Origin of the sequence: Microbacterium sp. PA5, from assembly GCF_049860775.1 — a bacterium.
Classification (GTDB): Bacteria; Actinomycetota; Actinomycetes; order Actinomycetales; family Microbacteriaceae; genus Microbacterium.
The window spans coordinates 1,526,213-1,538,172 of record NZ_CP187567.1 but is presented as its reverse complement, the minus strand read 5'-3'; the positions used below and the strand labels follow the sequence as shown (position 1 = coordinate 1,538,172).

12 protein-coding genes are annotated in these 11,960 nt (G+C 71.4%); all 12 read left to right on the top strand.

Annotated elements, in window-relative coordinates; all coding sequences use genetic code 11:
• The first annotated feature begins 44 nt into the window (after positions 1–44).
• The 12 genes from lepA to ACPWUT_RS07105 all read left to right on the top strand — a co-directional run bounded on the left by lepA (position 45) and on the right by ACPWUT_RS07105 (position 11,886).
• The gene (lepA, locus tag ACPWUT_RS07160) at positions 45–1,895 is read left to right on the top strand and encodes a translation elongation factor 4 (RefSeq protein WP_425842011.1); all 1,851 of its coding nucleotides are present in this window, start codon (positions 45–47) and stop codon (positions 1,893–1,895) included.
• A gap of 10 nt (positions 1,896–1,905) precedes the next feature.
• A complete protein-coding gene (locus ACPWUT_RS07155; RefSeq protein ID WP_284527287.1) occupies positions 1,906–2,556 on the top strand; it encodes a DUF1990 family protein in 651 nt (216 codons plus the stop codon).
• Positions 2,556–3,773 (top strand): radical SAM family heme chaperone HemW, encoded by a 1,218-nt coding sequence (gene hemW, locus ACPWUT_RS07150; protein ID WP_425842008.1) that lies wholly within the window; start codon positions 2,556–2,558, stop codon positions 3,771–3,773. The genes ACPWUT_RS07155 and hemW overlap by 1 nt, the downstream gene beginning before the upstream one ends.
• A 61-nt stretch (positions 3,774–3,834) precedes the next feature.
• Positions 3,835–4,872 carry a heat-inducible transcriptional repressor HrcA gene (hrcA, locus tag ACPWUT_RS07145; protein ID WP_425842005.1) on the top strand — a complete coding sequence of 346 codons (1,038 nt, stop codon included), beginning with the start codon at positions 3,835–3,837 and terminating at the stop codon, positions 4,870–4,872.
• Between the two features lie 41 nt (positions 4,873–4,913).
• The gene (gene dnaJ / locus ACPWUT_RS07140) at positions 4,914–6,026 is read left to right on the top strand and encodes a molecular chaperone DnaJ (RefSeq protein WP_284527282.1); all 1,113 of its coding nucleotides are present in this window, start codon (positions 4,914–4,916) and stop codon (positions 6,024–6,026) included.
• 4 nt (positions 6,027–6,030) lie between these two features.
• Positions 6,031–6,759: a 16S rRNA (uracil(1498)-N(3))-methyltransferase gene (locus ACPWUT_RS07135; protein ID WP_425842002.1), complete on the top strand. Its 729-nt coding sequence runs from the start codon at positions 6,031–6,033 to the stop codon at positions 6,757–6,759.
• A gap of 42 nt (positions 6,760–6,801) precedes the next feature.
• Positions 6,802–7,149, top strand: coding sequence for an HIT domain-containing protein (locus ACPWUT_RS07130; RefSeq protein WP_284527280.1), 348 nt, complete (start codon positions 6,802–6,804; stop codon positions 7,147–7,149).
• 46 nt (positions 7,150–7,195) lie between these two features.
• Complete coding sequence (locus ACPWUT_RS07125) at positions 7,196–8,239, top strand: PhoH family protein (protein ID WP_425842215.1); 1,044 nt, start codon at positions 7,196–7,198, stop codon at positions 8,237–8,239.
• Positions 8,236–8,703, top strand: a complete 468-nt coding sequence (gene ybeY / locus ACPWUT_RS07120; RefSeq protein ID WP_425841999.1) for an rRNA maturation RNase YbeY — start codon at positions 8,236–8,238, stop codon at positions 8,701–8,703. Before ACPWUT_RS07125 ends, ybeY begins: the two co-directional genes overlap by 4 nt.
• The gene (locus tag ACPWUT_RS07115; RefSeq protein WP_284527278.1) at positions 8,700–10,016 is read left to right on the top strand and encodes a hemolysin family protein; all 1,317 of its coding nucleotides are present in this window, start codon (positions 8,700–8,702) and stop codon (positions 10,014–10,016) included. The genes ybeY and ACPWUT_RS07115 overlap by 4 nt, the downstream gene beginning before the upstream one ends.
• On the top strand, positions 10,013–10,948 hold the full coding sequence (era, locus tag ACPWUT_RS07110) for a GTPase Era (RefSeq protein WP_284527277.1): 936 nt from the start codon (positions 10,013–10,015) through the stop codon (positions 10,946–10,948). Before ACPWUT_RS07115 ends, era begins: the two co-directional genes overlap by 4 nt.
• Entirely contained in the window at positions 10,948–11,886 is a 939-nt protein-coding gene (locus ACPWUT_RS07105; protein WP_284527276.1) for a quinone oxidoreductase family protein, read from the top strand. The genes era and ACPWUT_RS07105 overlap by 1 nt, the downstream gene beginning before the upstream one ends.
• Positions 11,887–11,960 lie beyond the last annotated feature (74 nt).

Below are 11,960 nucleotides of genomic sequence, written 5' to 3'. Positions count from 1 at the left end.
GACGGGGCGGAGCGCGGCCACGTCGCCGGTAGACTTCACGGGACATGTCACCGCGCGCCCTCAAGCCCCTCGAGCCAGCTGCCACGCCGCCCGAGCTCATCCGCAACTTCTGCATCATCGCCCACATCGACCACGGCAAGTCCACGCTGGCCGATCGCATGCTGCAGATCACCGGCGTGGTCGCCGACCGCGACATGCGGGCGCAGTACCTCGACCGCATGGACATCGAGCGCGAGCGCGGCATCACGATCAAGTCGCAGGCCGTGCGCATGCCGTGGTCGAGCGGGGGAGAGACCTTCGCGCTCAACATGATCGACACGCCCGGGCACGTCGACTTCACCTACGAGGTCTCGCGCTCGCTCGCCGCCTGCGAGGGGGCGATCCTGCTGGTCGACGCCGCGCAGGGGATCGAGGCCCAGACCCTCGCCAACCTCTACCTCGCCCTCGAGAACGATCTGCAGATCATCCCCGTCCTCAACAAGATCGACCTCCCCGCGGCCGACCCCGAGAAGTACGCGGCCGAGCTCGCGAACCTCATCGGCGGCCGCCCCGAGGACGTCCTGCGGGTCAGCGGCAAGACCGGTCTCGGCGTCGAGGAGCTCCTCGACCGGATCGTCGAAGGCATCCCCGCACCCACCGGCGACGCCTCCGCGCCCGCCCGCGCGATGATCTTCGACTCGGTCTACGACTCCTACCGCGGCGTGGTCACCTACGTCCGCATGGTCGACGGCAAGCTCGAGCCGCGCGAGCGCATCCAGATGATGTCCACGCGCGCCACGCACGACCTCCTCGAGATCGGGGTGTCCAGCCCCGAGCCCGTGCCGACCAAGGGACTCGGCGTCGGCGAGGTCGGCTACCTCATCACCGGGGTGAAGGACGTCCGCCAGTCGAAGGTGGGCGACACCATCACCCACCACCGCAAGCCGGCGACCGAGGCACTGCCGGGCTACACGGACCCGAAGCCCATGGTCTTCAGCGGCATCTATCCGATCGACGGCAGCGACTACGCCGACCTGCGCGAGGCCCTCGACAAGCTCAAGCTGTCCGACGCCTCGCTCCAGTACGAGCCCGAGACCTCCGTGGCGCTGGGCTTCGGCTTCCGCTGCGGGTTCCTGGGCCTCCTGCACCTCGAGATCATCACCGAGCGGCTCTCCCGCGAGTTCGACCTCGACCTCATCACGACGGCCCCGTCGGTGACCTACGAGGTGATGACCGACACCGGCGAGACCGTCACGGTGACGAACCCGAGCGAGTACCCCGACGGCCGGGTGGCAGAGGTCTCCGAGCCCGTCGTCAAGGTCGGGATCCTCGCGCCCAAGGACTACGTCGGCACCGTCATGGAGCTGTGCCAGTCGCGACGAGGCACGCTGCTCGGCATGGACTACCTGAGCGAGGACCGCGTCGAGCTGCGCTACAACATGCCGCTCGGCGAGATCGTCTTCGACTTCTTCGACCACCTGAAGTCGCGCACCCAGGGATACGCGAGCCTGGACTACGAGCCGGCGGGCTCGCAGACCGCCGACCTCGTGAAGGTCGACATCCTGCTGCAGGGCGAGAAGGTCGACGCGTTCAGCTCCATCGTCCACCGCGACAAGGCCTACGCCTACGGGACGATGATGACCGAGAGACTGCGCAAGCTCATCCCGCGCCAGCAGTTCGAGGTGCCCATCCAGGCCGCCATCGGCGCGCGGATCATCGCCCGCGAGAACATCCGCGCCATCCGCAAGGACGTCCTCGCCAAGTGCTACGGCGGTGACATCACGCGCAAGCGCAAGCTGCTCGAGAAGCAGAAGGAGGGCAAGAAGCGCATGAAGATGGTCGGTCGCGTCGAGGTCCCGCAGGAGGCGTTCATCGCCGCCCTGTCCGGAGACGTCGAGGGCAAGGACAAGAAGTAGGCTGGTCGCCATGCGCCGCGGGAGCTTCCAAGACGGGACCGTCGACTACGCGGCCGTCGGTGCCACGCAGGCCGCCGACCTCATGGGCTATCCGCCCGAGAAGAGCGTCCCGGCCGAATCGAGCTGGCGGATCGGCAGCGGCGAAGCGCGCTTCACGTCGTCCGCCGACTCCCTGCTGTCGTGGGCCGCGCTGCGCGGCGCGGGGCTCGACATCACCGACGTGCGGCCCGCATCGGGGCCCATGTACTCGGGGGTCAGCTTCGATGCCGAGGGCACGCCGCTGGCTCCGAGCCGCCTCGAGGCGGACCAGCGCTTCGACGCGGACGGCACGCCCTACGTCGGCGCCGGGACGACGATCCGCGTTCACGGGCGCGTGAAGGGCCTCCGAGCCGACGCGCAGCTGCGGGTGATCTACGTGATCGAGGAGCCGCGTCGCGTGGGGTTCGGCCTGGGGACCGTCGACGGCTCCGTCGTCAGCGGGGAGGAGTCGTTCCTGCTCGAGTGGACCGACAGCGACGAGGTGTGGTTCACGGTGCGGGCGTTCGATCGGCCGGTCGCGGCGCTCTACCGTCTGGTGCCCGCGCTGGTGAAGCGTCGGCGTCGTGAGCTGTTCCAGGGCTACCTCCGCGCGTTGTCTCCGCTGTTCACCACGCCCGCCTGATGGGCTCCGCCCTTCCGCTCGGAGAGCCCGCACCGCTCGACGGTGCGCTTCCCGCCGACATCACGGTCTCGCCGGACACCGCCTTCGGCGTCTACCTCCACGTTCCCTTCTGCCGCGTGCGCTGCGGGTACTGCGACTTCAACACCTACACGGCGACCGAGCTGCGGGGCGCGCGCCAAGACGCCTACGCCGACGAGGTGCTCCGTGAGATCGATCTGTCGGCCGCGGTGCTCGCGGCGCGCGGACCGCTCCGGCCGGCCACCACGGTCTTCTTCGGCGGCGGCACCCCGACCCTCCTCCCCGGCGGCGACCTCGCGCGGATGCTCAACGGCGTGCGCACCCGCTTCGGGCTCGCCCCCGGCGCCGAGGTGACCGTCGAGGCGAACCCCGACACCGTGACGCCGGAGCTGGCGGTGCAGCTGCGCGACGCGGGCGTGACGCGTCTGTCGATCGGCATGCAGTCGTCCGTGCCGCACGTTCTGGCCGCGCTCGATCGCACGCACGACCCGGTCAACGTCCGCACCGCCGTGGAGGCGGCCCGCGGTGCCGGGCTCGACGTCAGCCTCGACCTCATCTACGGAGCCCCCGGGGAGAGCCTCGACGACTGGCGTCGGTCGCTGACGGCGGCGATCGCGCTCTCGCCCGACCACGTGTCCGCCTACGCGCTGATCATCGAGGAGGGCACCAAGCTCGAGCGCCAGATCCGCCGCGGCGAGGTGACCGCGCCCGACGACGACCTGCAGGCCGACATGTACGAGCTCGCCGACACTCTCCTCGGCGAGGCCGGCTACGCCTGGTACGAGGTGTCGAACTGGGCGCGCGACCCGTCGCAGCGCTCGCGCCACAACCTCGCGTACTGGCAGGGCGCGGACTGGTGGGGCTACGGTCCGGGGGCCCACAGCCACGTCGGCGGGCTGCGCTGGTGGAACGTCAAGCATCCGGCGGCCTACGCCCAGCGGCTCGCGTCGCACACCTCGCCCGCGGCGGGCCGGGAGCGCCCCGACGAGGCGGCGCGGCGTCTCGAGAGCGTGCTGCTGCGGTCGCGGATCTCCGAGGGACTGGCGGTGTCGGAGGTGAGCGGCCAGGGGCGCCGCGCGGTGGCGTCGCTCATCGCCGACGGGCTGATCGACGGAGCCGCGGCGGTGCACGGCCGCATCGTGCTGACGTTGCGCGGACGACTCCTCGCCGACGCCGTCGTGCGCGCCCTGACCGTCTGAGCGGTAGAATTGGCACTCAGCGAAGGCGAGTGCCAGCACCCGGACGGCGAGAGGAGTGACGATGGTTTCGGAACGCGGACTTCAAGTCCTCCGTGCGATCGTGCAGGACTACGTCGACACGAACGAGCCCGTCGGCAGCAAGTCCATCGTCGATCGGCACCAGTTCGGCGTCTCGGCGGCCACGATCCGCAACGACATGGCGCTGCTCGAGGACGAGGAGCTCATCACCGCGCCCCACACGTCGTCGGGGCGCGTGCCGACCGACAAGGGCTACCGCGTCTTCGTCGACCATCTCGCGGAGCTCCGGCCCCTCACCGGCGCGCAGCGCTCCGCCATCGCGTCGTTCCTCGACGGTCCGGTCGATCTCGACGACCTGCTGGTGCGCACCGTCCGCTCGCTCACGCAGCTGACCGGTCAAGTCGCCATCGTCCAGTACCCCTCGTTCGCGCGAGCGAACGTGTCCCACGTCGAGTTCGTCCACCTCGGCGCCTCGCGCGTGGTCGTGATCGTCGTCACCGACACCGGCCGCGTGTCGCAGCGCCTCGCCTTCCTGCGCGACGAGCTGTCCGAGTCCGACGTGACGCGGGTGAAGTCCGACATCGCCGCACTCGTGACCGGCAAGAGCGTGCGCGACGGGGCGCAGGCGGTGGCGGAGTTCCTCGCCGGCCCCGCCGCGGGCGACCGTCTCGACCAGGCGCTGCGGACCGTCGCGCTGATCGTGGCGGAGGAGCTCGAGGAGTTCCGCCAGGACAAGCTCGTGATGGCCGGCAGCGCGACCCTCGCCCGCAGGGAGTCGGATTTCCGCGGCAGCATCTACCCGCTGCTCGAGGCCATCGAGGAGCAGGTGACGCTGCTGCGGCTCATGGGGGAGATGGTCGCCGACGAGCACGGCCTCGCCGCGAGCATCGGCCGCGAGAACGAGCCCTTCGGTCTTCCCGAGGCATCGGTGATCGCCGGCGACTACGACGCCACGGGCACCCGGGCCCGCGTCGGCGTCCTCGGCCCGACCCGCATGGACTATCCCACCAATCTCGCGGCGGTCCGCGCCGTCGCGCATTATCTGAGCCGGCTGCTGGACGAGGACGACACGTCCCGCTGACGGATCCGGACGACCGCGCCCGCACGGGCAGGAAGGCGAAAGTGGCTGACCACTACGAGGTGCTCGGAGTGTCGCGAGAGGCGACGCCCGACGAGATCAAGAAGGCGTACCGCCGGCTGGCGCGCGAACTCCACCCCGACGTGAACCCCGGCGAGGACGCGTCGGAGCGATTCAAGCTCGTCACGCACGCCTACGACGTGCTGAGCGATCCGGAGCAGCGCCAGCGCTACGACCTGGGCGGCGACGGCAGCCCGTTCGGCGGGGGCGCCGGCGGGTTCGGCGGGTTCGGCGATGTCTTCGAGGCCTTCTTCGGAGGGGGCGGCAGCCGCGGCGGCCGGCCGCGGTCGCGCCGCGAACGCGGACAGGACGCGCTGGTGCGGGTGACCCTCGACCTCGGCGACGTCGTGTTCGGCGCCCACCGCGACGTCGAGGTGGACACCGCCGTACTGTGCGAGACCTGCCAGGGCTCCTGCTGCCAGCCGGGCACCCAGCCGGTCACCTGCGACATCTGCCACGGATCGGGCAACGTCCAGCGCACCGTGCGCAGCCTCCTCGGCAACGTCGTGACCTCCCAGCCCTGCACGACCTGCCAGGGTTACGGCACGACCATCCCGTACCCGTGCGGCACGTGCGCGGGTCAGGGACGCGTCCGCGCTCGTCGGACGGTCTCGGTCGACATCCCCGCCGGCGTGGAGACGGGGCTGCGGCTCCAGCTCCCCGGGTCGGGGGAGGTCGGCCCCGCCGGCGGCCCCAACGGCGACCTGTATCTCGAGGTCACCGTGACGCCGCACGAGGTGTTCAGCCGCGACGGCGACGACGTGCTCGCAACTCTCGAGGTCTCGATGCCCGACGCCATCCTCGGCACCGAGACGACCATCGAGGCGCTGGACGGACCGGTCGACCTCGAGATCCGCCCGGGCGTGCAGGCGGGCGACGTGCTGACCATCAAGGGCCGCGGGATCACGCCGCTGCGCGGCGGGCAGCGCGGCGACCTGCGGGTCGGAGTCCACGTGGTGACCCCGACGCGCCTGGATGCGAAGCAGCGTGCGCTCATCGAGGACTTCGCCAAGAAGACCAAGGCTCCCGCGCCGCGGCTCGCCGAGTTCCATCAGGGACTGTTCTCGAAGCTGCGCGACCGCTTCCGGAACGGCTGATCCGGTGGCGCTCCACTTCCTGCTCGACGACGGGCCGCTCACGGCCGAGGCGGGCGACCTCGTCGAGCTCGGCGGGGCGGAGGCGCATCACGCCGCGGCGGTGCGGCGGGTGCGCGCGGGCGAGGCGGTCACCCTCGGCGACGGCAAGGGCACGTGGCTGCGCGGCACCGTGGAATCGGTGGCGCCCAAGCTCGTCGCTGTCCGCGTCGACGAGCGCCGCGACGTCCCGGCGCCGGAGCGGGAGCTCGTGCTGGTCCAGGCACTGGCGAAGGGCGATCGCGACGAGCTCGCCGTCCAGGCGGCGACCGAGCTCGGGGTCGACGCGATCCTGCCGTGGCAGGCCTCGCGGAGCGTGTCCCGCTGGGACGCGGCCAAGTCGGCCAAGGGCGTCGCCCGGTGGCAGTCCATCGTGCGCGAGGCATCGAAGCAGGCGCACCGCGCGTGGGTGCCCGAGGTCGGCACGCCCGTCTCGACCGCGGAGGTGGCGGGGGAGCGCGGACTGGTGCTGGTGCTCGATCCCGCCGCGGCGGAGCCCCTGTCGCGGGTCGATGTCGGCGATGCCCGGCGCATCCTGCTCGTGGTGGGCCCGGAGGGCGGCATCGCCCCCGAGGAGCTCGCTGCTCTGGGCGCGGCCGGCGCCGTGCCGGTGCGGCTGGGCGAGACCGTGCTGCGGACCTCGACGGCCGGGCCTGCCGCCCTCGCCGTCCTCAGCGCCCGCGTCGGCCGCTGGTGACGCGCCCCCTCACCGCATGCCCCCGCGGATAGACTCGGGGACATGAGCGAACCCTCGATCTTCACGCGCATCCTGCAGGGCGAGATCCCTTCCGAGATCATCGCGGAGACCGAGAACGCCTTCGCGATCCGCGACATCGCACCGCAGGCCCCGGTGCACCTGCTCGTGATCCCCAAATCGCAGGACTACCGGAACGTCGTCGAGCTGGCCGCCGGCGACCCGGATCTGCTGTCGGAGCTGATCGGTCTGGCGAACACGCTCGCCGCCGAGCACGCCGACGGCGACTTCCGTCTGATCTTCAACACCGGCCCCGCCGCCGGTCAGACCGTCTTCCACGTGCACGCGCACGTGCTGGCCGGCGGTCTCGAGGAAGGGAGGCTCGGTGGCTGACGCCCCCGAACCCACCGTCGCGCACATCCACGCCGACGGCATCGCCATGGTGCAGCTCCTGGGACCCCAGGATCGCCTGCTCCGTGTCGTGGAACGCGAGCACCCGGACGTCGAAGTCCACGTCCGCGGCAACGAGATCACCCTCAGCGGCGACGCCTCCTCGGTCTCGGGGGCGCGGGCGCTCGTGGACGAGCTGATCGAGATGGCACGGGCCGGGCAGGGACTCGATCCCGCCGACGTCACGGCCTCGAGCCGCATCATCCGGGCCGACCCCGGCATGCGGCCCTCGGAGGTTCTCGGCGAGGCGATCCTGACCTCGCGCGGGCGGGTCATCCGCCCGAAGACCCTCGGTCAGAAGGCCTACGTCGACGCGATCGAGGAGAACACGATCGTCTTCGGCATCGGCCCCGCCGGCACCGGCAAGACCTACCTCGCCATGGCCAAGGCCGTGCAGGCGCTCCAGCGCAAGGAGGTCAGCCGCATCATCCTCAGCCGTCCGGCGATCGAGGCGGGCGAGCGGCTGGGCTTCCTCCCGGGCAGCCTCACCGACAAGATCGACCCCTACCTGCGACCGCTGTACGACGCGCTGAACGAGATGCTCGACCCCGAGCTCGTCCCGAAGCTGATGGCCTCGGGGACCATCGAGGTGGCGCCCCTCGCGTACATGCGCGGACGCACCCTCAACGACTCGTTCGTGGTGCTCGACGAGGCGCAGAACACGACGCCGGAGCAGATGAAGATGTTCCTCACGCGCCTCGGGTTCGGCACCCGGATGGTGGTCACCGGCGACATCACGCAGATCGACCTCCCGCAGGGCGCGTCCGGCCTGCGGCTCGTGACCCGAGTGCTGAAGGACATCGACGACATCCACTTCTCGTACCTGACCAGTGACGACGTCGTGCGCCACACGCTCGTCGGCCGCATCGTCGACGCCTACACCGAGTACGACGAGCAGCGGCTGTCGGCGCGTCGCGAGCGCGACGAGGCGAGCGAGTTCGCCAACCGCGCCGAGCGGCGACGCGCCCAGGATCCCCGCAGCGCCCGCGCCAAGGGGCCGCACGACCATCTCCCCAAGCGAGGACGATCATGACCATCGAGATCACCAACGAGTCGGGCGTCGACGTCGACGAGACGGTGCTCCTGCGGCTCACCGAGCAGAATCTCGCCGAGCTCCACGTGAGCCCCGATGCGGACGTGGCGATCCTGCTCGTCGACGAGGGCGCCATGGAGTCGCTCCACGTGCAGTGGATGGACGAGCCCGGGCCCACCGACGTGCTCAGCTTCCCGATGGACGAGCTGCGCCCCGGCACCGAGGAGCAGCCCACGCCCGCCGGCCTTCTCGGCGACATCGTCCTCTGCCCGCAGGTGGCCGAGACGCAGGCGCAGGCGGCCGGCCACTCGACCGTGGACGAGCTCATCCTGCTGACCACCCACGGCCTGCTGCACCTGCTCGGCTTCGACCACGCGGAGCCCGAGGAGGAGCGCGAGATGTTCGGGCTGCAGCGCGAGCTCATCGCCGCCTTCCAGGCGACCGAGCGCCGACGACGCGCATGACCGAGGCGCTGCTGCTGATCGCCGCCGTGCTGCTGGTGGCGCTGGGAGGCCTCATGGCGGCCCTCGACGCCGCGCTGGGCGTCACGTCGCGCGCGGATGTCGCCGAGCTGTCCCTGTCGGGGCGCAACCGCACCTCGCTGAGCAGGATCGCCGCCGACCCGGAGGCCCACGGCAACGCGGTCGTGTTCATCCGGATCCTCGCCGAAACGACCGCCGCCGTCCTCGTCATGGGGGCCTTCACCCTCCTCTTCGACAGCATCTGGTGGGCGATGCTCGCCGCGGCGCTGCTGATGACCGCCGTGTCGTTCGTCCTCGTCGGCGCGAGCCCGCGCAGCTATGGCCGTCAGCACGCGAAGGGTCTGCTCCGGGGCGGCGCGCCGATCATCCGCGGCGCCCGCATCCTGCTCGGCCCGCTGGCCCATCTGCTGGTGATCCTCGGCAACCGCGTGACCCCCGGCGTCTCCCGCGGCACGTCGTTCGCGTCCGAGGAGCAGCTGCTGAGCATGGTCGACGAGGCCGCCTCGCAGGATCTCATCGAAGAGGACGACCGCGAGCTCATCCACTCGGTCTTCGACTTCACGGACACGTTCGTCCGCGCCGTCATGGTGCCGCGCACCGACATGGTGACCATGAGCGGCACGGTGACCACCGACGAGGCGATGCGCCTCTTCCTGGACAAGGGCGTCTCCCGCATCCCCATCGCCGACGACGACGCCGACGACATCACCGGCGTGGTCTACCTGAAGGACCTCGTGCAGTTCGCCTACCGCGACGAGCGCGCCTGGCGCGACGCGCCCGTGAGCCGCATCGCGCGTCCCGCGGTCTTCGTGCCGGAGTCGATGAAGGCCGAGACCCTCCTGCAGCAGATGAAGAAGGACGCGGTCCACGTCTGCCTCGTCGTCGACGAGTACGGCGGAGTGGCGGGCCTGGTCACGCTCGAGGACCTCATCGAGGAGCTCGTCGGCGAGATCGCCGATGAGTACGACCCGCGCTCGAGCGAGGTCGTCGACCTCGGCGACGGTCGCTACCGGGTCAGCGCGCGGCTCGGCCTCGACGAGGTGGGGGAGCTGTTCGGGGTCGAGCTCGAGGACGAGGACGTCGATTCGATCGGCGGCCTGCTGGGCAAGCTGCTCGGCCGCGTCCCGCTGCCCGGCGCCACCGCCCAGCACGGCGGACTCCTGATCACCGGGGGGACCTCCCGCGGCCGCGGCCGCGGACTGGCGACGGTCTTCGTCGAGCGCATCGAGACGCCCGACGTCTCGCTCGGAACGCTCCGCACCGGTGCGATCGACGTCATCAAGGGGGATTCATGAACCAGCCCACGCCCTCCGCCCCGGATGGGTCGGGCCCCGACGCGGGCCTCCGCTCGGGCTTCGTCACCTTCGTCGGCCGCCCGAACGTCGGCAAGTCGACGCTGACCAACGCGCTCGTGGGCGAGAAGGTGGCGATCACCTCGGACAAGCCGCAGACCACCCGTCGCGCGATCCGCGGCATCCTCAACCGCCCGGGCGGGCAGATCGTCATCGTCGACACCCCGGGCATCCACAAGCCGCGCACCCTGCTCGGCCAGCGCCTCAACGACCTCGTCGAGCAGGTGCTCGGCGACGTCGACGTGATCGGGTTCCTGGTCCCCGCGACCGAGAAGGTCGGGCCCGGCGACCGCCGCATCGCCGCCTCGCTCGACGGCTATCCGCGTGCCAAGAAGATCGCGATCGTGACGAAGACCGACATCGCCGGCCGCGACCAGATCACCGAGCGGCTCCTGGAGGTCGACGGGCTGCGCGAGGACTGGTCCGCCGTGATCCCGCTGTCGTCGGTGACCGCCGACCAGCTCGACGTGCTGGCCGACGAGGTCCTCGCCCTGCTGCCCGCCGGCCCGCCCCTGTACCCCGACGACGTCGTCACCGACGAGTCCGTCGAGGACCGCATCGCGGAGATCATCCGCGAGGCGGCGCTGGAGGGCGTGCGCGACGAGCTCCCGCACTCGATCGCCGTCACCATCGAGGAGATCTCGCCGCGCGAGGACTCCGACATCACCGACGTCTACGCGAACGTGGTCGTGGAGCGCGACAGCCAGAAGGCCATCATCATCGGCCACAAGGGGTCGCGCCTGCGCGACGTGGGCGCCCGGGCGCGTGCCCAGATCGAGCCGCTGGTCGGCACGAGGGTGTTCCTGAAGCTGCACGTGCGCGTCGCCAAGGAGTGGCAGCGCGACCCGAAGCAGCTCGGTCGGCTGGGGTTCTGATGGCGCTGCAGTGGCGTGCGACGACCTGGGGCGGACCCGAGTCCTGGGAGCTCGCCGAGGTCGAGGTCCCGCCGCCCGCCTCCGGCGAGGTCACCATCCGCGTGCGCGCCGCCGGGATGAACCCTGCGGACTACAAGCACGTCGCGTCCGAGCGTCCCGGCGTGGTCCTGCCGGTCGCGATCGGGTACGAGGTGTCGGGGGAGCTGACCGCGATCGGGCCGGACACCGTCATCGGCTCGGGCCCGGCGTCGGTCGGCGATGAGGTGCTGGCGTTCCGCGTCCAGGGCGGCTACGCCACCGAGCTGACCGTGCCCGCCGAGAAGGTGTTCGCGAAGCCGGCCGACCTGAGCCATCCCGAGGCTGCGAACCTGCTCCTGGCCGGCACGACCGCCGCGGAGATGCTCGAGGTCACCGGCGTCGGGCGGGGCGAGACCGTCCTGCTGCACGGCGGATCCGGTGCGGTCGGGGTGGCGGTGCTGCAGCTGGCCGCACGGCGGGGAGCACGCGTCATCGCGACCGCGTCTCCGGCGTCGTTCGACCGGGTGCGCGCCTACGGCGGCGTGCCCGTCGCGTACGGCCCCGGACTCCGCGCACGCGTCGAGGACGCAGCCGGCGGTGCCCCCGTCGACGCCGCGCTCGACGCGGTCGGCACCGACGAGGCGCTCGAGGTGTCGCAGGAGCTCGTCGGAGACCGCGACCGGATCGTCACGATCGCCGCCGCGGATCGCGCGGACGAGCGCGGTATCCGCTGGATCGCCGGCTCCCTGCCCGCCAGCGCGGCGTACCGTGACGCCGTCCGCGCCGAGCTCATCGCCCTGGCCGGCGAGGGAGCCCTGATCGTGCCCGTCGCGGCGACGTATCCGCTCCGAGACATGCGCGAGGCGCTGCGCGTGCTCGCCGCCGGTCATCCCGGCGGCAAGCTCGCCCTGGTGCCCTAGCGATGCTCCCGCGGTGCCCTAGGGATGTTCCCGCGGTGCGCCAGGGATGTTCCCGCGATGCCCTAGGGGTGTCC

Excerpts from the sequence above, each read along its gene's own strand:
- lepA (WP_425842011.1), top strand. The coding sequence starts at position 45 with ATGTCACCGCGCGCCCTCAAGCCCCTCGAGCCAGCTGCCACGCCGCCC.
- ACPWUT_RS07155 (WP_284527287.1), top strand. The coding sequence starts at position 1,906 with ATGCGCCGCGGGAGCTTCCAAGACGGGACCGTCGACTACGCGGCCGTC.
- hemW (WP_425842008.1), top strand. The coding sequence starts at position 2,556 with ATGGGCTCCGCCCTTCCGCTCGGAGAGCCCGCACCGCTCGACGGTGCG.
- hrcA (WP_425842005.1), top strand. The coding sequence starts at position 3,835 with ATGGTTTCGGAACGCGGACTTCAAGTCCTCCGTGCGATCGTGCAGGAC.
- ACPWUT_RS07130 (WP_284527280.1), top strand. The coding sequence starts at position 6,802 with ATGAGCGAACCCTCGATCTTCACGCGCATCCTGCAGGGCGAGATCCCT.
- ACPWUT_RS07125 (WP_425842215.1), top strand. The coding sequence starts at position 7,196 with ATGGTGCAGCTCCTGGGACCCCAGGATCGCCTGCTCCGTGTCGTGGAA.
- ybeY (WP_425841999.1), top strand. The coding sequence starts at position 8,236 with ATGACCATCGAGATCACCAACGAGTCGGGCGTCGACGTCGACGAGACG.
- ACPWUT_RS07115 (WP_284527278.1), top strand. The coding sequence starts at position 8,700 with ATGACCGAGGCGCTGCTGCTGATCGCCGCCGTGCTGCTGGTGGCGCTG.
- era (WP_284527277.1), top strand. The coding sequence starts at position 10,013 with ATGAACCAGCCCACGCCCTCCGCCCCGGATGGGTCGGGCCCCGACGCG.
- ACPWUT_RS07105 (WP_284527276.1), top strand. The coding sequence starts at position 10,948 with ATGGCGCTGCAGTGGCGTGCGACGACCTGGGGCGGACCCGAGTCCTGG.